Origin of the sequence: Nostoc sp. (assembly GCF_036917155.1) — a bacterium.
Taxonomy (GTDB): Bacteria; Cyanobacteriota; Cyanobacteriia; order Cyanobacteriales; family Nostocaceae; genus Nostoc.
Genome location: NZ_JBALDZ010000143.1, coordinates 1 through 21,615 on the forward strand (window position 1 = coordinate 1; position 21,615 = coordinate 21,615).

General features: G+C 40.7%; 18 protein-coding genes. 9 read left to right on the top strand and 9 right to left on the bottom strand.

Features of this window, described 5'->3' with window-relative positions; genetic code table 11:
• Positions 1-306 precede the first annotated feature (306 nt).
• Positions 307-507: a hypothetical protein gene (locus V7K67_RS19410; protein ID WP_334705698.1), complete on the bottom strand. Its 201-nt coding sequence runs from the start codon at positions 505-507 to the stop codon at positions 307-309.
• 183 nt (positions 508-690) lie between these two features.
• Positions 691-1,377 carry a lipoyl(octanoyl) transferase LipB gene (gene lipB, locus V7K67_RS19415; protein WP_334729043.1) on the bottom strand — a complete coding sequence of 229 codons (687 nt, stop codon included), beginning with the start codon at positions 1,375-1,377 and terminating at the stop codon, positions 691-693.
• 621 nt (positions 1,378-1,998) lie between these two features.
• Here lipB and hpf point away from each other — a divergent pair.
• Positions 1,999-2,643 (top strand): ribosome hibernation-promoting factor, HPF/YfiA family, encoded by a 645-nt coding sequence (gene hpf / locus V7K67_RS19420; RefSeq protein WP_334729044.1) that lies wholly within the window; start codon positions 1,999-2,001, stop codon positions 2,641-2,643.
• Between the two features lie 94 nt (positions 2,644-2,737).
• On the opposite strand, the gene V7K67_RS19425 is transcribed toward hpf, so the two are convergent.
• Entirely contained in the window at positions 2,738-2,875 is a 138-nt protein-coding gene (locus V7K67_RS19425) for a hypothetical protein (protein ID WP_335167969.1), read from the bottom strand.
• Positions 2,876-2,879: 4 nt separating this feature from the next.
• Complete coding sequence (locus V7K67_RS19430) at positions 2,880-3,338, bottom strand: peroxiredoxin (protein ID WP_179068657.1); 459 nt, start codon at positions 3,336-3,338, stop codon at positions 2,880-2,882.
• Between the two features lie 121 nt (positions 3,339-3,459).
• Here V7K67_RS19430 and V7K67_RS19435 point away from each other — a divergent pair, with 121 nt between their 5' ends.
• The 8 genes from V7K67_RS19435 to V7K67_RS19470 all read left to right on the top strand — a co-directional run bounded on the left by V7K67_RS19435 (position 3,460) and on the right by V7K67_RS19470 (position 11,856).
• Positions 3,460-4,587: an acyltransferase family protein gene (locus V7K67_RS19435; protein ID WP_335167971.1), complete on the top strand. Its 1,128-nt coding sequence runs from the start codon at positions 3,460-3,462 to the stop codon at positions 4,585-4,587.
• Positions 4,588-4,879: 292 nt separating this feature from the next.
• A complete protein-coding gene (locus V7K67_RS19440) occupies positions 4,880-5,578 on the top strand; it encodes a CAP domain-containing protein (RefSeq protein WP_334729046.1) in 699 nt (232 codons plus the stop codon).
• Between the two features lie 405 nt (positions 5,579-5,983).
• Positions 5,984-6,535: an alpha/beta hydrolase gene (locus V7K67_RS19445; protein ID WP_334705694.1), complete on the top strand. Its 552-nt coding sequence runs from the start codon at positions 5,984-5,986 to the stop codon at positions 6,533-6,535.
• Between the two features lie 98 nt (positions 6,536-6,633).
• The gene (locus V7K67_RS19450) at positions 6,634-7,173 is read left to right on the top strand and encodes an HdeD family acid-resistance protein (RefSeq protein WP_334729497.1); all 540 of its coding nucleotides are present in this window, start codon (positions 6,634-6,636) and stop codon (positions 7,171-7,173) included.
• A complete protein-coding gene (locus V7K67_RS19455) occupies positions 7,157-7,318 on the top strand; it encodes a hypothetical protein (RefSeq protein ID WP_335167975.1) in 162 nt (53 codons plus the stop codon). Before V7K67_RS19450 ends, V7K67_RS19455 begins: the two co-directional genes overlap by 17 nt.
• A 41-nt stretch (positions 7,319-7,359) precedes the next feature.
• Positions 7,360-9,432, top strand: a complete 2,073-nt coding sequence (locus V7K67_RS19460; RefSeq protein ID WP_335167977.1) for a glycoside hydrolase family 10 protein — start codon at positions 7,360-7,362, stop codon at positions 9,430-9,432.
• A 409-nt stretch (positions 9,433-9,841) separates the two neighbouring features.
• On the top strand, positions 9,842-10,927 hold the full coding sequence (locus V7K67_RS19465) for an ABC transporter substrate-binding protein (protein ID WP_334729499.1): 1,086 nt from the start codon (positions 9,842-9,844) through the stop codon (positions 10,925-10,927).
• Positions 10,928-10,962: 35 nt separating this feature from the next.
• Positions 10,963-11,856 (top strand): ABC transporter permease, encoded by an 894-nt coding sequence (locus V7K67_RS19470; RefSeq protein WP_334705719.1) that lies wholly within the window; start codon positions 10,963-10,965, stop codon positions 11,854-11,856.
• Between the two features lie 233 nt (positions 11,857-12,089).
• Here V7K67_RS19470 and V7K67_RS19475 read toward each other — a convergent pair whose 3' ends face one another.
• The 5 genes from V7K67_RS19475 to V7K67_RS19495 all read right to left on the bottom strand — a co-directional run bounded on the left by V7K67_RS19475 (position 12,090) and on the right by V7K67_RS19495 (position 21,249).
• The gene (locus V7K67_RS19475) at positions 12,090-15,686 is read right to left on the bottom strand and encodes a hybrid sensor histidine kinase/response regulator (protein ID WP_334729500.1); all 3,597 of its coding nucleotides are present in this window, start codon (positions 15,684-15,686) and stop codon (positions 12,090-12,092) included.
• 476 nt (positions 15,687-16,162) lie between these two features.
• Positions 16,163-16,519, bottom strand: coding sequence for a four helix bundle protein (locus V7K67_RS19480; protein WP_442943873.1), 357 nt, complete (start codon positions 16,517-16,519; stop codon positions 16,163-16,165).
• 341 nt (positions 16,520-16,860) lie between these two features.
• Entirely contained in the window at positions 16,861-20,169 is a 3,309-nt protein-coding gene (locus V7K67_RS19485) for a GAF domain-containing protein (RefSeq protein WP_334729413.1), read from the bottom strand.
• 119 nt (positions 20,170-20,288) lie between these two features.
• Positions 20,289-20,762, bottom strand: a complete 474-nt coding sequence (locus V7K67_RS19490; RefSeq protein ID WP_334729414.1) for a chemotaxis protein CheW — start codon at positions 20,760-20,762, stop codon at positions 20,289-20,291.
• A 124-nt stretch (positions 20,763-20,886) separates the two neighbouring features.
• Entirely contained in the window at positions 20,887-21,249 is a 363-nt protein-coding gene (locus V7K67_RS19495; RefSeq protein ID WP_334705685.1) for a response regulator transcription factor, read from the bottom strand.
• Positions 21,250-21,615 lie beyond the last annotated feature (366 nt).

A 21,615-nucleotide genomic window follows, 5' to 3' on the forward strand; every position in this document is an offset into this window, starting at 1 on the left:
ACTCATAACTCATAACTCATAACTCATAACTCATAACTCATAACTCATAACTCATAACTCATAACTCATAACTCATAACTCATAACTCATAACTCCTAACTCATAACTCCTAACTCATAACTCATAACTCATAACTCATAACTCATAACTCATAACTCATAACTCCTAACTCCTAACTCATAACTCCTAACTCCTAACTCCTAACTCATAACTCATAACTCATAACTCCTAACTCCTAACTCCTAACTCATAACTCCTAACTCCTAACTCATAACTCCTAACTCATAACTCCTAACTCCTAACTCATTAAAGGTACTCGCGTAAGAATTCAAAGGGATCATCTTCCCAACAAGGTTCAGGTATCAGCCAAAACAAACTACCACTGATGTCGGCTTCAATTTCATCACCGTCGTCTCTATCAAATAGTTCTATCAAAGCTGTCCAATCACGTTCTCTCAGAGACGTTAACGATGGGGTATATACCTGGAAATTATTTGAGTAATTCACGCGCAAAGTTGTGCTTGACAGCCGTAAAAAGTTAGTATAGGAATTTGTAAATAATCAAATTTTAGCTTCGACAATCGCAGTTAAATAGTTATTTTGATACTATTAAATAGTAACTGCTCTCACAAGTGTCTCACAATTTAAATCGGACTACTATAGTATTTCTTACATAATTACAAGCTAAATTTACTCAGGCTGGAAAAATTCTTGAGATTCGACTAATTCCACACCAAAGACTTCCGCAAAGGACTGTGCTACATAAAAACGCACTTCTTGGCAGGTGATACCTGGAATCCATTCGGCTAAACTGCCTACAGGTTTATCAGAAATACCGCAGGGTACAATGCGCTCAAAGCCTGTCATGTCTGGACAAACATTTAATGCAAAGCCGTGCATAGTAATCCAACGGCTGACTTTAATACCAATCGCTGCAACTTTTCGCCCTTGTAACCAAACGCCAGTAAAAGCCGGAATTCTTTCTCCCTGTAATCCATAAACTGTCAATACGCGAATTATTACTTCTTCGAGTTGCCGTAAGTACCAATGGAGGTCTTTACGATAACTTTGCAGATTTAAAATTGGATAGCCTACCAGTTGACCAGGACAATGGTAAGTAACCTCACCGCCTCGTTCAATTCGATGTACATCATACTGACTTTTGTCAATATCAAATTTGAGAAAATCTGAGTTGCTTCCTTGTCCCAGAGTGTAGACAGGAGGATGCTCTAGTAAAATTAACACGTCATCTAGATTTGGGTTCTGGATGCGCTCGTTTAGGAGCGATCGCTGCCATCCATGAGCTTCTAAGTAAGGTATTAATCTTTGGTTATACAACAAACAACGGTTTTTCTCTGGTTTTATACTATGAATCATGCCAAAAATCAACTGTATTAAGGACTAAATATATTTCAAGTTACAGGATTAGAATCAACAAATATTAAGCTTTGCAAAGGATTTTAAAGGAAAGTCAAGGGAACCTGCATTAGAAAATACAAAGTGCTAGCTTGAATATTAACCTCAATAGGTTTTTAGGAGGAATTCTCTGCAATAAGCATCATGCCAAGATGATCAAGACGAATGCACTGGCTGATGATTCTCATAAAATTGTTTGCATTTCAAACAGAATCAAACTTCCACAAAGACTTGTATTATTTAACAACAGCAAGCAAACTTCAACCGAACACAGAAGGAGCAACTATCAACAGTTCTGTAAGCGTTGCTTTAAAGAAGAGGGTACTCATGGGAGCTACCATTCAGATTGCCTCACCCAAGAGTTCTAAGTGGATATCGAATTGGATATCAGCGCAGAGATAAGGAGGTAAATCAAGGGTATAGTTGACAACAACTCAAATGCAGGAAGCTGAGAGACAGCTTACCAGCACTATATACAATATAGTTCACAATTTGTTTTGGCGGGAATAATAAACCTTACCGCAACTTCTTTTCATAACAAAGCAAATTCACACATCCAAATATTCAGCGGGAGAGTATTACATGAAGCTTGTCATCCACAGCAAAAATATTGAAATCACCGATGCGATTCGTGAGTATGTACATCAAAAGATTGAAAAAGCAGTTAGTCACTTTCAGAATATTACAAACGAAGTGGATGTGCATCTTAGCGTCGCCCGGAATCCCCGAATTAATACAAGACAAGCAGCTGAAGTAACTATTTATGCTAACGGTAGCGTTATTCGTGCCGAGGAAAGTAGCGAAAACCTATACGCCAGCATTGACTTAGTTGCAGATAAAATTGCCCGTCAACTGCGGAAATACAAAGAACGACGCCAAGACCAGAAAACTCATGCTCTACCAACAGAAGTAGTTGTTGCAGAGACGGTAGTCACAGATTTAATTGGCGATCGCACCCCCGAATTACCCAACGAAGTCGTCCGCACCAAATATTTTTCCATGCCGCCGATGACCCTTGCAGAAGCCTTGGAACAACTGCAACTCGTGGGACACGACTTTTATATGTTCCACAATTCTGAAACTGGAGAGATTAATGTCATTTACGAACGCAACCACGGCGGTTATGGTGTGATCCATCCCCGCAATGGTAACGGTCATACTAACGGCAAGAATGGCAAGGCAAGCCACGCTAATATTGTCATGCCGGAAAAGTCGCATTCTAAATAGGGAATGGGGACTGGGGACTGGGGACTAGGGACTGGGGACTAGGGACTAGGGACTGGGGACTAGGGACTAGGGACTAGGGACTAGGGACTAGGGACTAGGAGAGAGTTTCCCAATCCCCAGTACCCAGTACCCAGTACCCAGTACCCAGTACCCAGTACCCAGTACCCAGTACCCAGTACCCAATCCCCAATCCCCAATCCCCAGTACCCAATCCCCAGTACCCAATCCCCAATGCCCTATTTCGCAATCTGTTGCAAAGTTTTCAGTGCTTCCTCAACATGACCTTTAAAGTTAAACATTGAATCAAACACGTATTGCACAACTCCCTGTTGGTCAATGACGTAAGTAACGCGACCAGGAAACAAGCCAAAGGCTGCTGTTGCACCATATAGCTTCCGCACTTGGTCGCCTTTGTCAGTTAACAAAGTAAAAGGTAGATTGTACTTTGCAGCAAATCGCTGGTGAGATTCGCTGGAATCAGCACTGACACCGACAACTTCAGCGCCAGCGGTTTTAAACACTTCATACTGATCGCGAAAGGCGCAAGATTCCGCCGTACATCCGGGTGTGTCGTCCTTGGGATAAAAATATAGAACAACAGCTTTGTTGCCGCGAAAGTCTTGGAGGCTTACTGTTGAGCCATTTTGAGCAGGTAGAGTGAAATTAGGAGCGGTATCTCCAACTTTGATTGGCATAGCAAATGTGGTAATTAATTACTTAACAAAATTTTACCTTGTATCCAAGTTTATAAATTTTGCTTGATTACCTGCATCAAGGGGAGTAGCTTATATACTCATCTAACACAAAATTCCGCTTATGCGCCTGACTTCATTAGATGTTTTTCGCGGCATTACCATCGCTGCGATGATTCTCGTCAATATGGCGGGAGTCGCAGATGATGTATATCCTCCCTTAGCTCACGCTGATTGGCACGGTTGCACACCAACTGATTTAGTATTTCCCTTCTTTCTCTTCATTGTCGGTGTAGCGATGACTTTCTCGCTGTCAAAATACACTGAAGGCAATAAACCAACCTCAGCTGTTTACTGGCGGATATTGCGCCGCGCGGCCATTCTCTTTACTTTGGGATTGCTACTAAATGGCTTTTGGAATCAAGGTCTTTGGACTTTTGATTTGAGTAGTATCCGCATTATGGGAGTGTTGCAGCGCATTAGCCTTACCTATCTACTGGCTTCTCTAGCTGTTCTCAACCTTCCGCGTAAAGGTCAATGGATACTTGCAGTAGTTCTACTTATCGGTTACTGGGTAACGCTGATGTATGTACTGGTGCCAGAATACGGTGCGGGAGTTTTGACGCGGGAAGGTAATTTCGGTGCTTATGTTGACCGCCTGATTATTCCCAAAGCACACTTATACAAGGGTGATGGCTTCAAATTCATGGGAGATCCAGAGGGACTCTTCAGTACTATTCCCGCTATAGTAAGTGTCCTCGCTGGCTACTTCACTGGTCAATGGATACGCAGTCAACCTGTACAGTCACGCACAAGTACAGGTTTAGCATTATTTGGAGTTGGTTGCTTAATTATCGGTTGGGCGTGGGGATGGACATTCCCTATTAACAAAAAGCTGTGGACAAGTTCTTATGTGTTCTTTAGCAGCGGTTGGGCATTATTATTGCTAGCAGCTTGTTATGAATTCATCGAAGTCCGGTTGATGCGTCGCTGGAGTAAGCCTTTTGAAATTATGGGCTTAAATGCGATCGCTCTTTTCGTTGCATCAGTTTTGTTGATTAAAATCTTAGTCAAAACCACTATTGGCAGTGCCAAAGACGCTCCCACTACTTACAATTGGATTTACCAGAATTGTTTCGCATCTTGGGCGGGGGCGTTGAATGGTTCCCTGTTATTTGCCCTAATCACTGTGTTGTTATGGTGGGCTGTTGGTGTTCTAATGTATCGGCAACGCTGGTTTTTGAAAGTGTAAATTTGCAACTAGGCGTCAGAAATTAAAAAGATTTTGGTTGTTATTTACGTTTTATTGTTGTCAATGTTACAACAGGTATTAAGTGATAGATTTGTAACAGTTTAGGAACAAAGGCAAGCGCAACTTTATCTATATTACTGGTGCGTTAATCTGCGCTTTCTTTTGGCGAACTAACTTAAGTTCTTGATATCGTTTCTAACTTTGGAAGCTTCCACAGACTTATCTGTGCGTTGAAAATTCTTATTTCTTCTAATTCACTAAATTAATCCATAGAAAAATTGTGAGGTAATGTGTGCGTCGCATGAAATTTTGGGTATTTTTGCCAATTGCCTTGATATTGGGCTGCTCAGATCAACTGTTTCAATCTAACCCCTCTGTAGCCAACCCTCATCCAGCAGTACAAACTAGTCCAACTTTGTTAGCAAAGGCGAGTTATCTTTCACCGCTAGAACAACAGGTAATTGTTGAGACAAATAAGGTCAGAACAAATCCCAAGTCATATCTCCCGATTCTGGAAAAGTATAGAAAGCGTTTTGAGGGGAACCGAGTCAAAATTTCTAATAATACTTATTTGCGAACTCAAGAAGGAGTTAAGGCAGTTGATGAAGCGATCGCATTTCTCAAATCAGCACGTCCTATAGGAGCCTTGAGTGCATCAAAGGGTATGTCTTTAGGAGCAAAAGACCACGTTAAAGACCAAGGGCCAAAGGGTGTTACAGGTCATGATGGTAGCGATGGTAGTAACCCTTTTACTCGCATCAACCGTTATGGCACATGGCAAACAACGGCAGGTGAAAATATCAGTTATGGGCCAAACACCGCTCAAGATATAGTTATGCAATTAATTATTGATGATGGTGTGCGCGATCGCGGTCATCGGAAAAATATTTTTAACGGCGCTTTCAAAGTCTCTGGCGTTGCTTATGGAACTCACAAAGCATACAGAACAATCTGCGTGATTGACTACGCTGGTGGGTATCAGGAAAAATAACTTGAAGTGGGGAATAGACATCTGGTGAAAATGAATGTAGAGACGTAGCAGTGCTACGTCTCTACAAGGACTCTGGATAACGCATATTTAATTTCTGGAGATGTCTAATGGGGAGATCGGGGAGAAAATAAGAAAAATAAAACTCGAAAAATCTTCCGTAAATGCAGGACTCATTTTAATGGAGCGATACCTGCGACGGGCTGCGCCTACGCGTTCTAATTTTTCGATCAAGACCGAAAGTCGGCAGAAGATTCTGCAAGGAAGCATTTGGGTGTACCTGCACCAACCTTAGATAAAGATAAGTCAATACTACCTCATGCTGTTTCGCCTAATGAAAATGTTTGATACTAAGATATAGGCATTTTTTGCCTATATACGCTCCGTACCATTATCAAGTTAGACAAAATGCAGATTTATCAACTTTTCAATCGATTAAACAGTAGAAAATTCGCTAAGTTACTCACTCAAACAGTAGCTTTAGGCGTAGGTGCTATTGTTCTATTCTCAACTACTAATGCTAATGCTGCCGAGCAAGTTGTTTTAAAATATGGTACTTTTCAGGGGCAAATATCTGTTGAAGAATTAAGTCAGTTTACAGAGACAGGCAAGACTACCCCAGTATTAACAGCTTATTTGCAGGCGGCTAAACAAGACCCCGCCTTAGCTCGTAAGGCACTGAAAGCACCAATCAAAGCCGATCCTGCTTTTTTAAATAACTTACTGTCTAGTTGGGCTGGGCCAATTTTAGTTAACCAAATTGGTGAGGTAGTTCATCCTCCCGCAGGACAACTAGATCAACAAGCGTTGCGAAGCGCTTTAAGTGCATCTATTAAACAAAAGGGTGAAGTTACACTACTTGGAGCTATTCAGAATTATCCAAATACTTCTGTTGAACTTGAAGGCGATCGCCTCATCTCTGTTTATGAGCGTCTAAGCAGACTTGCAGAACTTTTGTAAGTTAATACCAATGAGTCTACCTATGGGTTATACCCTGTGACTAAAAAATTCCCTAACCTAAATTTAGAGTTTAGTCTGAGCATAGGGAAAAGATTTGTATGACAACCGATGTTTCTAGAGATATTAAGAAGGATGTTAATGGGTCACTGATAACTGGTATTCTCCTGAGTGTTTTAGGGGTAATTGCGATCGCAGTGCCTAATTTCGCCACTATATTCGCCGAAACTTGGATTGCAGCGATTTTGATTTTCGCCGGATTTACAAAACTAGTTTATGCTATTCAAACCCGCGATCGAGGAGGTTTTATTTGGAAACTTCTATTGAGCGGACTCTATATTGCAACGGGCATAATGCTGTTTGTTTACCCTTATACAGGTGTTCTCACCCTAACTCTGTTGCTTGGTACCTTTTTGTTGACTGAAGGCACATTCGAGTTAATTCTGGCATTCCAATTACGCCCCCAAGACAACTGGACGTGGATACTAGGTAATGGCATTATTACGCTAGTCTTAGGTGCAATGATTTGGTTCCAGTGGCCCTTCAATGCGCCCTGGCTAATTGGGACACTAGTTGGTGTCAGCATTATTTTTACCGGCATTTCCCGCGTGATGCTGGGATTGAATGCGCGTTCTACCTGAATGGGGATTGGGGATTGGGGACTGGATATTGGGGGACTCTAGAGAACAATTTTCTGAACGCCTAATCCCTAGTCCCCAGTCCTTAGTACCCAAAAAAGTTTACAAGATATTGCAGCAGCGATTGCCAACAAAATTGCTAGATTAACTAAGGAAATCAAAATCAATGCCAGCTAGCTGCAATCAACAATGGTATCTATTGCTACTCCCTTCTCGGATATTCAAAACCATTGGGCACGCTCATTTATTACAGCATTAGCCCAACGTGGTATTGTCAGTGGGTCGCCTAACGGCATCTATCGCCCCGATAACTCAGTAACCCGCGCTGAATTTGCTGCCATCATCGCTAACGCATTTGGGACAATTTCCAAGAAGCGGCAGTATGTCCCCTTTGTTGATGTACCTACCAATTATTGGGCAGCAGCCGCCATTCAAACAGCTTACGAAAAAGCATTTCTGAGTGGGTTTCCTGATACAACTTTCCGTTCTGCTAACCGAATTACGAGAGTAGAAGTCTTAGTTGCTTTGGTAGGAGGGTTAGAAATTGCCACCAAGGTAAAATCTGACCTCCTCTCACAACTTCCACAGATTTATCAAGATTCTGTTCAGATTCCTGAGTATGGTAGAAATCAGGTAGCTATTGCCACCAGCGCGGGATTGGTGGTTAGTTTCCCAAATATCAAATTACTCAATCCCAATCTCGCAGCCACCCGTGCAGATGTGGCAGTGATTATTTATCAAGCTTTAGTGTATTTAGGTAAGGCAGAAAAAATTGCCTCTAGTTACCTAGTGCAGCCACCAATATCAACGCCGACACCGACACCGATACCCACACCCATACCAACGCCGACACCAACACCCACACCTGTCGGTAGCGTTAGGCTAAATCATAGCCGGGAATTCCGGGGTGCATGGGTAGTATCTGTGTGGAATGGTGATTGGCCTTCTAAAGCGGGACTGCCTGTTGCCCAACAAAAAGCTGAACTCACCGAGATTATTACTAAATTACAAGCGTTAAACTTCAATGCCCTCATTTTCCAGGTGCGACCAGAGGGTGACGCTTTATATGAATCCCAATTAGAGCCTTGGAGTGCTTGGATTACCGGAACTCAGGGGAAAGCACCAGAACCATTTTATGATCCTTTAGCGTTTGCGATCGCAGAATGTCATAAGCGCAATATTGAACTCCATGCTTGGTTTAACCCCTACCGCGCTAGCACTTCCACTGACCCAGCCAAAACAGTCCGTCCCCACATAGCAGTTACTAATCCAGAAAGCGTTTATTTATGGAAAACTCAACGGTGGATGGATCCAGGACTAAAAATAGTTCAGGATAGGGCGTATAACGTAATTATCGACGTAGTGAAGCGCTACGATGTTGATGGCATTCACTTAGATGATTATTTCTATCCATATCCCATCGAGGGACAGTCTTTCCCCGATGACAAAACTTACGCTGCATATAAAACAGCCGGTGGCACCCTCAGCCTTGGCGACTGGCGACGGGACAATGTTAACAAAATGGTACAGCGCCTCTACCAGGGAATTAAAGCAACCAAACCCGACGTTAAATTTGGTATTAGTCCCTTTGGGATTTATCGCCCCGGACAACCCGCTGGTATTACTGGGTTAGATGCTTACAACGTGCTGTATGCCGACTCGAAAAAATGGTTAGAGGAAGGCTGGATTGATTATATCGCGCCTCAACTTTACTGGCGCACAGATCAAGCACAACAAAGTTATCCGGCGTTGCTAAAGTGGTGGACACAGGTAAACACAAAGCAAAGGCACGTTTACGCTGGTAACAACTTAACAGAACCAAGCAACAAGAGTCGAGAGAGTGATGAGATTGAAAAGCAGGTGAAAATTAGTCGTAGCCAGGCTGGACAGTTGTCACTGGGTAATATCTTCTTTAACCTCAGTGTTTTGACAGAAAATAGTCAGGGCATTGCTGATAAATTTCAAAGTCTACTTTATAATAAACCTGCGCTACCACCAACTTTGCCCTGGCAGGATACAACACCACCTCCTCCACCTATTGGACTACAAGTCAATAACCGCAAACTGAGTTGGCAGCCTGGAGATAATCAGCCAGTTCGTTCTTGGACACTTTATCGGCTGAGTGGCGATACTTGGACAATTGGGCGAATTTTGTCTGCTGGCACAACCTTCGCTACCGTCCAACAAGCCGGAACCTATGCCGTGTGTGCGGTGGATAGATCGGCCAATGAGAGTGTGGGAACAGTTATTACAGTGAGTTGAACTGGGGATTGGGGACTAGGAATTGGGGACTGGGAAGATAAATATGTGGATTCAGACCCCAATCAAAACAATCAAGGAATTTATTGCCCAGTCCCCAGTCCCCAGTCCCCAGTCCCCAGTCCCCAGTCCCCAGTCCCCAGTCCCCAGTCCCCAGTCCGATAAAGGTAAATTATTAACAGTTGCACAAGTATATACACTTAAGTTAATGTTTAAGCTAGCTATAGGACTCCTATTTGATTTTTGAAAAAACTCAGTATATCTTTCTTCCCTGTTCCCTATTCCCTATTCCCCGTTCCCTTTTTCTACGAGTGATTCAGGAATAAAATTGGATTGCTATATGAACATTGCAATTAAAAACACATCTAAAATCAATTGGCAACAATAAAAAAGATGATCGACTTTTAACTTAATGACTAACAGACGCCAATTTTTAAAAGGAGTGGCAGCACTTTCTGGCTTATCTTTAGCTGGTTGTGGCTGGAAGCTGGCTGAAGTACGTGCTAATTCTAATACAAATAGTCAGCGTGACCAACTTTATATCTTTACCTGGACACAATATACTGACAACCAATTATTGAAAACCTTTAGCACCCAAACTGGCATGAAAGTGCTAGCGGATGTGTATGATTCTAATGATGTCATGCTGGCTAAATTGCAAGCTGGAGGCGGTGGCACTTACAGTATTATCAACCCATCTGATTACATGGTGCAGAAGATGGTAGACAAGGGTTTGCTAACAGAAATAAATCACGATCGCTTAATCGGTCTAGAGAATTTATTTCCTCGGTTTCAGAATCCTAGTTACGATCGCAATAACCGCTACAGTATCCCTTTTAACTGGGGGACAACAGGTTTACTTTACAATTCCGAAAAAATTAAAGATGCACCACAAGACTGGGATTATCTTTGGCAAAATCAAGAGCAACTTAATCAGCAGATGACTTTGCTCAATGATGTTCGAGAAGTAATGGGTGCAACGTTACGAATGCTAGGTTATTCTTACAACTCCAAAAATGAACAAGAAATCAAACAAGCTTATGAAAAATTGAAGGTGCTAAAACCTGCGATCGCACGTTTTGATACTGACGCTTGGCAAAATCAAATTCTGGCAGGAGATTTAATACTAGCAATGTGTTATTCAGCAGATGCAGTGAAAATCTCTCAAGAAAACCCTAAACTAAAATATGTGATTCCTCGCAGTGGTTCTTCATTATGGACAGACACTATTGTAATTCCCAAAACAGCCCCCAACAGGGCTGGAGCCTATGCTTGGATTAACATGATTTTGCAACCAGAAATAGCAGCCCAAATCAGTCAACGCTTAAACATTTCTACACCGAATAGCGCCGGATTTGAGCAATTGCCAAAAATAATCCAAAGCAACGTTAATTTGTTTCCGCCAGAGTCACTTTTAAAAAATTGTGAACGTGTTGCTCCTGTACAGGAATTTGAAGAGGTTTACGATCGTTATTGGACTCAATTAACTAGCAGTTAATTGAGTTAGGAGTTAGGAGTTAGGAATTAGGAGTGGTGAATTTGGAAAAAAATGATATTTCTAAAATAGAAGAATTGCATCGCCCACAAGTAAATTGGCTCCAACCCTTGGTATTACTTGCACCATCTGGGATTTGGTTATTACTTTTGTTGGTGTTGCCAGCTTTGATAATTTTCGAGTTAAGCTTAGTTGCAGATATCCGACCGGGAGATATAGTCAATCCTAACGGATTCAAAAACTACATCCGAATATTGGACTCTCTTTACCTGCAAGTAATTGGGCGATCGCTATTTTTTGCATTTGGTACTACAATCATTTGTTTAATTTTAGGCTTTCCTGTCGCCTATTGGATTGCTCAGATAGCGCCGCAGCGTTGGCGAAATTTACTGTTATTAGCCTTTGTCCTACCTTTGTGGACTTCTTCGTTACTCCGCTCTTATGCTTGGATTACCATTCTTCGTCCTACTGGTTTATTGAACGGTTTATTCAGCAATTTAGGCTTACCTACTTTGGAATTACTGAACAATAGTCAAGCCGTATTAATTGGCATGAGTTACAGCTTGTTACCATATATGGTTTTGATTTTATATGCCTCTCTCGAAAAGCTAGACAAGCGGTTACTAGAAGCGGCAGCTGATTTAGGTGCAAATCCTGTGGAAACTTTTTTCCAAGTAACTGTACCGCAAATTTTTCCGGGAATTGCGGCTGCTTCCATGCTTGTATTTATCACAGGTTTGGGGGATTTTGTCGATCCAGAATTACTCGGTGGTGCTTCTAGTATGACGGCGGCGCGGTTAGTTTATAACCAGTTTCTTGGAGCAACGCAAAATTGGGGATTTGGTTCGGCCTTGAGTATGACGTTAATTTTACTTGTTAGTATTGCGATCGCACTTTTGATTAAGTTTGGTGAAGCTGCACCCAAACCCTAAACTTTTCGTCACTCATTTATAATAAAGGCATCAAACGCCAGCGAGACAACGGTTATGCTCTCACCCGATCTCAAAAATGCGTTACCGACGACTGACGAACTTCCCTGTTCAGACGATACGCTTTCCAAAAAATTACTAATTCGTAATAACGCTTGTGCGTCTTGTAGAGATCGTTATTAGTAAATTACGAATTACGTAGCTTGCTTCTTGCCAGAGGCAATTATTACGAATTGTTAATGATTTGCCACTATTAGTAAATTGTCTAAACCATCTGTCTTACTGTTAATTAACTCCTTAATTTTAGAGATAAACTCATGCTCTAAAAAAGGCTTGGTCAAGTAAGCCTTTGCACCCAATTCTTGGGCAAGTTGGCGATGTTTTTCAGCGCTACGAGAAGTGAGAATCACCACAGGTATTTTTGCTAAGTTTGTGTATTGACGGAAATTACTCAATAACTCAAAACCGTTCATTCGTGGCATCTCTAAATCGGAGACGACAATTTGAATCTCAGGATGTAACTGCAACTTTTCTAGAGCTTCTACACCATTTTGAGCTTGTATTACTTGATAGCCAGATTTTTGCAGAGTGAGAGAAAGAGTCTGCCGGAGACTAATTGCGTCATCTACTACTAAAACAACTTTTGGTGATTTATGATCTGGCTCTTGAGAATAACTGGGTTGGGTTTCTATAATTGTTGTAGAAGTCGATGCAGCAAGTAATGGTGTAGATGAAAAAGTATGTCCTGATATTGGCAAGACTTTTTGATTTGTGGAAGAAGCTGAAGCGACTGGTAGCGCTCTGATATTAAGTGTTGTTTGTTGGATATCGCTAGATTTTACCAGCAACGAAGCATCAATTATTAAGATGAGATTACCATTAGCTAAACTACTACAACCATAAATGTATTTTGGCGGTGCGATCGCATTTCCTAAAGGTCTAATTACTAGTTCTTGTTCACCAATTATTTGGTCAACTTCTAAAGCAACCTTTGCCTGATTTCGTCGGAGCAAAAGCACAGGATTTTTCGCTACACTTGAGTCTTGAGTATTTGATGTGTTGTATGGAGTAGTACTATTCAAGAATGAATCATTATAATTAATCAACTTTGAAAGTTGACGGAGGCTGACCATAGTCTCATCATTGTCTGTGTTCCAAAGTAAGACTTTTTTACCTTCAATTTCTTTAATCTGTTGTTCAGAGGGAATCAATATTTTTTCAATACTGTCCAAAAGCAGACCATAAACAACACCTTTGGCTTGAACTAGCATTAACTTTTCTGTAGTCATAGAAAAAGGAATTTTGAGTATGAATATTGTTCCTTGCTTGGGTAAAGATTGAACGGAAATAGAGCCGTTAAGCGCGTGCATCTGAGTACGGACAATATCTAAACCCATCCCGCGCCCAGAAATTTCACTTACTTTATTAGCAGTAGAAAATCCCGGCGAAAATATCAAATCTAAAAGCTCAGGTTCAGCTAGATTAGAAGCATAAGCTCTAGTTTTTTCTTCAGTTTGTATGGGATAAAATTCAGCAGCTTTTCTGCGAATTCTGTCTAAATTTAGTCCCTGACCATCATCACGAACTTCGATAACAGTTTGGCTACCCTGATGATAGGCGCAGATTTCGATTAAACCTTGTTCTGGTTTAGCAAGCCGTCGGCGCACTTGTGGAGTTTCAATACCGTGGTCAAAAGCGTTACGTACTAAGTGTAACAAGGGATCGTAGAGCTTTTCTGCGATCGCTTTATCTACCAGTACTTCACTACCAGTAAGTTTCAATTCTACAAGTTTGGCATGAACATTCCCCAACTTATTTACCATGTGGGGAAAGCGATTCAGGATATTGCCCAAAGGCGACATTCGTGCTTCTACTAAGCTATCTATAATATTAAGAGTTAAATTCTCTTGTTTGTCACTAATTTGAGCAGCTTGCGTCACGAGCAAGTCAAGAGATTCTGTAGTTTCTTGTAGTTGCAGCGTCTCTTCTATTGCTTCATGCAATGTCAGATGAAACTCTGTATATACATCCATTTCCAAAGAGTCAAAATTCACTGCAAAACTTTGCGTTTCTTGTGAAGTAATATTTTGCATTTGTAATGGTAAATCGCGTAACTCATTTAAAGTTGTTTGATGTCTATTGAGTTGCTTGATTAATTGCTCAATTATTTCTTTGACTTGTTCATCTTGCAAACTACGCCGTTTTTGGTAAATCAGCAATTCTCCTGCTAGATAGTTGAGGTGTTGTAGTCTTTCTGTATCTACCCGAATAAATGAAGGTTGGCGAAAATTTTTAGTTTGAACATACTGTGATTGATCTTCTATTTCTTTATTGATTTGTGTAGAAATATCAGGCATGACTTCAATAGCTGTTTCAGGAACAGTTAAAGAATCAAGCTTTCTTGAAGAGTCATTAGTCTGGGTCTTCACGACTTCAACAGCAAGATTTTGGTTAGCTTCTTCTCCCCATATTGCTTCTAGCAAGTTATCAGTTGGTTGAGATATCTCTTTAATCACTAATAGTGTTTGTAACTTAGGACTATCCAACCAATTTTTTTCTTCGCCAGTCACAGGAGGATAATTTTTATATTCTTTTGCTAATTTATAAATTTGATGTTGTAATATTTTAATTTCTGAGAGGTAGCTGTCAGATGGTTTCAGAGAATATTGAAACTTTGCAACTGCAAATAGGATGATTAAGATGATCCCACGTCGATAAATACAAAGACTTGGACTATCTTCTTCATCTTGAACAAAATCGAGAAAATTTTTCAACCAGATTTCGATGTAATTAAGTAGACTTTTTCTCTCTAATGTGGGAACCAGTAATGTCAACTTAAGTTCTGACTCTGGGATTCGCATCTGGTGATTAAACCAGCCAAAAATGTAGCGAATTACTTTTAAATAAAACCTAGCAGTTGTGGGATTAACCGATTCATTCCTATTGTTATCAGATGTCGTGAGAAACTGGTAAAACTGTTCTTCATTGATGATATATATGCCAGGAGACGAATTATTTTGTAATTCTTCAGATAACTCATGACTTACCACTATTGCGAGTTTTCGTAAATCTGGAGAAGGTTCTCCACCAGATGTGCGATCGCCTTTTAGTACCAATTCTTGTGCTTTTTGTAAATCTGCAAGGGCAATTTCTGCAATTTGCTGCACCTGGGTGGGATTTGCTCGCAATGCTGATAGAATGGTTTGGGCAATTTCTCCCAACCCAGGTAAATTTAGAGATTCCGCCAAGCCAAAAAATACCTCACTTTGAGAGTGTAAAAACTCAATCAAATCAGTATCATTTGGTGGATTTTTAACAGCGTCAGCAATGCTATTTAAACGTTGCTCTACGCCCGTTTCAAAAACCGACTGCACAATATCAAATCCTAATTCTTCAGAAGTGGGAATCTGAGAGTCAGCACCAAAAGCATCACCCAGTTTGTCTTGTAAATGTGAAAACACTGAAGTTGCTCGATGGATAAGTTCTTGATCGTTAACAGTACTACCTATTAGCTCAGTATTTAATGCAATGCTCAGACATTCATAAGCTTGTAATAAAAGTGTTTGTAATTCAGCATCAACTACCACTTTTGGATTATAAAGAGCCTTAAATACATCTTCTAAAAAATGGGCAATCATCTTAATTACTTCTAACCCAACATTAGCAGCACCACCTTTAAGCGTATGAGTAGCTCGCATTAAGTTGTGAACTTTAGCAGTGCTATAACCTTCCGACAAGCTAAATAGTTCTTGCTCAATAATTTGGACTAATTCTGGGGCTTCAGCCAGAAAGTAGATGTACCCTTGTTCGCGAATTTCGTTATCTGTAATCATAAGTGGGGAGTTAGGAGTTAGGAGTTGGGAGTTGGGAGTTAGGAGTTGGGAATTGGGAATTGGGAGTTGGGAGTTAGGAGTTAGGAGTTGGGAGTTAGGAGTTAGGAGTTGGGAGTTGGGAGTTGGGAGTTGGGAGTTGGGAGTTGGGAGTTGGGAGTTGGGAGTTAGGAGTTGGGAGTTAGGAGTTGGGAGTTAGGAGTTGGGAGTTGGGAGTTGGGAGTTGGGAGTTAGGAGTTGGGAGTTAGGAGTTGGGAGTTAGGAGTTGGGAGTTAGGAGTTGGGAGTTAGGAGTTGGGAGTTAGGAGTTGGGAGTTGGGAGTTGGGAGTTAGGAGTTGGGAGTTGGGAGTTGGGAGTTAGGAGTTAGGAGTTAGGAGTTGGGAGTTGGGAGTTGGGAGTTGGGAGTTGGGAGTTGGGAGTTGGGAGTTAGGAGTTGGGAGTTGGGAGTTAGGAGTTGGGAGTTAGGAATTGGGAGTTGATCAACCAATTGATTTTTCAGTTGTCTTAACTATTGAACTCAAAATCCGAATGATTTCATCTGCATAGATTAGTTCATTGGTTAAATCAATATTTACTAGTTTGGACTGTTGTAGTAGACGTAGCCAGTATTTGGTTTCCCTAGCTTCTTTGTATGCAATATACATTTTTGCCAAGAAATCCTTTCTACTCTGACCACCGCTAGCCTCTTCAACATTCGCGCCAATACTTGTCCCACTTCGTAGTAATTGCTTAGAAAGCACGTATTCCCGCTGCTCTTGCAATTTAATATATAGGTGAATAATTTCTAAAGCAAATTGAAAACTTTTCTGCTGAATAATACTTTCTGCCAATTGCACTCCTCTTTAGTTGAAATCAAAACTCACAATCAAATATGGACAAAGCATTGAAAAATATCGGTATGATGTCACAATTTATCAAACGAATGCTTTGTCCCCATAACTCCTAACTCCTAACTCCTAACTCCTAACTCCTAACTCCCAACTCCTAACTCCTAACTCCTAACTCCTAACTCCTAACTCCTAACTCCTAACTCCCAACTCCCAACTCCCAACTCCCAACTCCCAACTCCTAACTCCTAACTCCCAACTCCTAACTCCTAACTCCTAACTCCTAACTCCTAACTCCTAACTCCCAACTCCTAACTCCTAACTCCCAACTCCTAACTCCTAACTTTTTATCATTTGACTTTAAATTTATCGGCAGTTTTTAATAACTCTTGCGCCATTCCTGATAAATCTTGGAACACAGTCGCAATTTCTTGAGATTCAGCAAAAGTTTTATCGGCAATTTCTGCGACATCTTGCATTGATTTTGTTACTGTTACAGATTGCGCCATTTGTTTTTGAGTCGCTGCGGTAATTCGCTCGATTAGCTGACTAATTTCAGCAGTTGCAGAAACGATCGCATTTAAGTTTTGGCGAGTGTCACTGACAAGATTTGTACCTTCCACTACCTGCTGAATACCAGTTTCCATCGCTACTGCAACTTCCCCGGTTTCTGCTTGAATCTCTTGGACTAATTTTTCAATTTCGATGGTTGCTGCTGCTGACTGGCGAGATAAAGAACGGACTTCATCAGCTACAACTGCAAAGCCTTTGCCATATTCACCGGCACGAGTCGCTTCAATGGCTGCATTCAGAGCCAGTACGTTTGTCTGTGTAGCAAAATTACCAATCAAATTCACCACTTTGGAGATTTTTTGCGAGGATTCACTGAGGCGTTTAATCTTTTTGCTGGTTTGAGCAACCGTTTCGCGAATTCCTTGAATGGCTTTTACAGTCAGGTTCATGGCGGTATCGCCAGACTCGACAGTTCGATTGGCTTGTTGCACTGCTAGTTGCACTAACTCTGCATTGGCTACTACAGCTTGAGTAGAGTCTGCCATCTGTTGAATGTCACCTAAAGCTGCGGTAATTTCCTCAGATTGTTGTTGCGCCAGATTGGTCAATCCTGCTAGTGAAGCCTCGCTATTGCTAGAAGTTTGGGCAACTTGTTGAGCAGCTCCCTGTACCTGAATAACGATTTGCCGCAGCGCTTGCAAGGTATTATTGTAAGCGTCAGCGATCGTGCCTAGCTCATCTTCTGTAATCGGTGCGCGTACTGTTAAATCGCCGTTGAGAGCAGGTCTAAGGGCTTTTAAGAGTTGAATAGATCGTTGTTGTAGTAACTCCTTGGCTGCCTTTTCTCGTCCTACTGCCTCTGCTAATTTTGCTGACTGCGCTTGGACTTGTTGCAAATACTCGGTATGTTGTAATGCTAGTCCTAGCTGGCCACCAATCCGTGCTAACAAAGTGACTTCTAATTCTTCCCAATCACGAGTTCCGGAATTTTGATAAGCTGCCAGCAATCCCCACAATTGTTCCCCAGCAAATACAGGAACAATTACATAAGCTTTGGCTTCAAATTGCTCTAAAATTTCAATGTGGCAAGGAGAATGACCTACCTGATAGATGTCATTGACAACAAAGTTTTCTCCTTGGGCGTATCGACCTCCCTGAGTTTCTTGTAAGTGGGTGTCTTCCCAGACGGTTTTGATATCGGGGCCGACCAGTTTTACCCAAAGATGACCTGCTGACTCTGCGACAAATTCACCACTCCAGTTAGGGTTGAAACGATAGACGGCGACGCGATCGCATCTTAGTAATTGTCTGACTTCTTGAGTGGTTGTTTTGAAGATTTCTTCGACATCTAAAGATTGTCTGATGCGGTTACTAATTTTGGTGACAGCTTTCTCTTGTTCCGCTATCTGAGCTAGTTTCTCAGATTTTACCCGCACTAATTCCAAATAATCTATCTGTGATTTAGCGAGGCTAAATTGCAAGCTAGTCTGAACCAAAAAGTTCACTTCCCAGCTTTGCCATTCACGGGTGCTGGAATTTTGATAAGCTGCCAGCAAGCCCCACAATTTATCCCCAAAGAATATCGGAACAATGATGTAAGCTTTGGCTTCAAACTGCTTTAAAATCTCAATATGGCAAGGAGCTAACCCTACTTGATAGATGTCATTAACGATAAAGTTTTCACCTCTGACATACCTACCTCCTTTAGTTTCTTGCAAGTAGGTATCGTCCAAAATGGTTTTGATATCAGGACCTACCAGTTTTGTCCAACCAGTACCCACAGACTCAGCCACAAATTCACCACCCCAGTCAGGGTTAAAACGATAGACAGCGACGCGATCGCATTGTAGTGATTGACGCACTTCTTGAGTGGTGGTTTTGAAGACACTTTCTACATCTGAAGATTGTCGGATGCGGTTGACTATCTTAGTGAAAACTTTCTCTTGTTCAACTATTTGAGCTAGTTGGTCAGATTTTGTTTGCACTTGTTCCAGATATTCTCCTTGCGAGATCGCCACACCAAATTGCAACCCAATTTGAGTTACAAAGGTTTCTTCCCAAGGTTGCCAATCACGAGGCCCAGAATTTTGATAAGCTGCCAACAAACCCCATAATTTTTCTCCAGCAAATATCGGTGCAATGATATAAGCCTTCATTTCATACTGCTCTAAAATGTCAATGTGACATTGAGCATGGCCCGTTTGATAAATGTCATTGACTACAAAGCTTTCACCCTTGGCATAACGTCCTCCTTGAGTGTCTTGTAAGTGGGTATCTTCCCAGACCATATAAAAATCAGGGCCGACCATTTTTACCCAACCGTTACCCACTGACTCAGAAACAAACTCGCCACTCCAGTCAGGTTTGAAGCGATAGACGGCGACGCGATCGCATTTTAGTAATTGACGTACTTCTTGAGTGGTTGTTTGAAAAAGCTTATCGACATTTGATACCCGTAGAATTTTGTCGATGACTTTAGCTACTGATTTTTTTGCTAGTATCCGCTGTTGCTGTTCTTTTTGGAATTCAAAGCTCTGTAATTTGTAAGTCAGTTCTGTTGTAATTTGAGATAATAGACTAATTTCTACTTCTTGCCACTGTCGTGTCGAGTAGCAATTATTTACTGCTAGTAACCCCCACACTTTACCTTCTACTACAATCGGTAAACTCAAACTCGCTTTAATTTGAAATTTTTCTAGGAGTTGCTTTTGATAAGGGGTAAGTTGAATCTGATTGATATCATCAATAACTACAGGTTCTATATAGTCTTGGCTAGTATATAAGCCAAAAATAATTCCGGGAATATTTTCGCCTAAAGTTGGTGTCCAACCTAGTGTTCTGGATTCTGCTAAAACATTACCTGATTCCCTGGAAGTAAACTGATAAATTAAGGCGCGATCGCAGCCAATCTTTTCTCTAAGTTGCGCGACAGTGATTTTGAGTAGTGTATCAAAATCTGGTGCTTGGCGCATGTGGGTTGCAATATCTTGTAACTGTCGCCGCCAAGTTTTAAATTCCTGAGCGATCGCATTTAATAAAGATATTTCATTACTAGCAATATTCGCTATATTGGCATTGCCATTCTGATTTTCTAATTCAGAGATTAGATGCTCATTATCATGGCTGTTGTTATACAAAAATGTCATCGAAATTAACCTCAAAAAATGTGACGGGTAATAATTTGATATTTGGCAGGTAAGAATGCTATGGTATTTGCTTATTAATGATTAGATTTTTTTAACCATGCCTAATCATTCCTAAATACTCAATTATGAATACTCCATATTGGAGCTTGGATAATAGTTGTAGCATCCAAATTAAAAATCATATCCTCCGAATCATTAATAAAATATCCCTGTAAGAAAGGTGATATTTTAGGATAAAATATTTCAGCAGTTGCCGGCTTCATTTGGTTAGTATCCAGCCATTCAATATCTATAAGTTGTCGTACTAATAATCCCAAGTACTTACCCTTATTTTGCAGAACAATCGCCATCATTTTTGAAAGCAAGTTTGTCCCTTGAGAAATTGGAGGATAACCTAACATTGCGTCTAAATCAACCAACCAAAGCATCTCACCACGCCAGTTATAAATACCCAAGACGCTACTTGGCATCTGAGGAACGCCACATATTTCTGGTAATGATACTTGCAAAACTTCTGTAATGTGTTGTAACGAAATTACGGCTGTATCACTTGCTCCCAAATTAAAACTTAAAAATTTTTCCTGGGTTTCCAAAGCTATTGATCCTTTGTCTTTGATTATTTATCTTTTGCCACTATTTGCAGTTATTGTTTGTTCTTGCAGAGGTTCTATTTGAGAAACAGTGATTTCTAGTATTTGTTGATTTATGACATTTTTTCTAATTAAGTAATCGCTTTAAAATTACCGCTAGTTCTTCTCGATCAATTGGTTTTGATAGATAACCATCAGCGCCTAACATATTACCCCAAATTTTATCTACATCACTATTTTTTGTAGAGCAAAAAACTACAGGTATCTTGCTAGTGTCAGGATTATTTTTCAGTTCTCGGCAAATTTCAAAGCCACTTTTACCTGGTAAAATTACGTCGAGAAATATTAGGTCTGGCTTGTTTTGATCTATTTTATCTTGAGCCTCTTCACTGCTAGTGGCGCTAATCACAGAATAACCTGCCTGTTGCAAGTAACGGCTGATTATTTCCATATCTGTTAAGCCATCTTCAACAACTAAAACAGTATTCATGGCAATTACTCGTTAACTTTTTCTCAAAATGTAAACAAAACATGTAAATCCTAAATGATTACTCAAAAAAGACATGGAAGGGACTAGAGACTAGCCCTAACCCCTTTGCCCTAATCACTATTTCACAAATCAAATAGGACTGCTATAAATACAAAAATTTGTATTTGTTTAATTTTGATTCAATCTTTATATATCAACCTCAGAAAAAGTACGTAATCAACATAACTTAATATATATTTAAATGTAAGATAGTTTTATCACCGAATTTTTGATTGCAGACTGAAAATTAAAAAATACCTGAAAGCAAGCGAATTTAAACGCGAAAATAAATCTTCAATCCAAAATTAATTGACAGAGCCAATGACT

Coding starts and splice junctions, on each gene's coding strand:
- V7K67_RS19475 (WP_334729500.1), bottom strand. CDS start 15,686: ATGATTACAGATAACGAAATTCGCGAACAAGGGTACATCTACTTTCTG.
- hpf (WP_334729044.1), top strand. CDS start 1,999: ATGAAGCTTGTCATCCACAGCAAAAATATTGAAATCACCGATGCGATT.
- V7K67_RS19445 (WP_334705694.1), top strand. CDS start 5,984: ATGCAGATTTATCAACTTTTCAATCGATTAAACAGTAGAAAATTCGCT.
- V7K67_RS19495 (WP_334705685.1), bottom strand. CDS start 21,249: ATGAATACTGTTTTAGTTGTTGAAGATGGCTTAACAGATATGGAAATA.
- V7K67_RS19435 (WP_335167971.1), top strand. CDS start 3,460: ATGCGCCTGACTTCATTAGATGTTTTTCGCGGCATTACCATCGCTGCG.
- V7K67_RS19455 (WP_335167975.1), top strand. CDS start 7,157: ATGCGCGTTCTACCTGAATGGGGATTGGGGATTGGGGACTGGATATTG.
- lipB (WP_334729043.1), bottom strand. CDS start 1,377: ATGATTCATAGTATAAAACCAGAGAAAAACCGTTGTTTGTTGTATAAC.
- V7K67_RS19465 (WP_334729499.1), top strand. CDS start 9,842: ATGACTAACAGACGCCAATTTTTAAAAGGAGTGGCAGCACTTTCTGGC.
- V7K67_RS19430 (WP_179068657.1), bottom strand. CDS start 3,338: ATGCCAATCAAAGTTGGAGATACCGCTCCTAATTTCACTCTACCTGCT.
- V7K67_RS19460 (WP_335167977.1), top strand. CDS start 7,360: ATGGTATCTATTGCTACTCCCTTCTCGGATATTCAAAACCATTGGGCA.
- V7K67_RS19485 (WP_334729413.1), bottom strand. CDS start 20,169: ATGACATTTTTGTATAACAACAGCCATGATAATGAGCATCTAATCTCT.
- V7K67_RS19450 (WP_334729497.1), top strand. CDS start 6,634: ATGACAACCGATGTTTCTAGAGATATTAAGAAGGATGTTAATGGGTCA.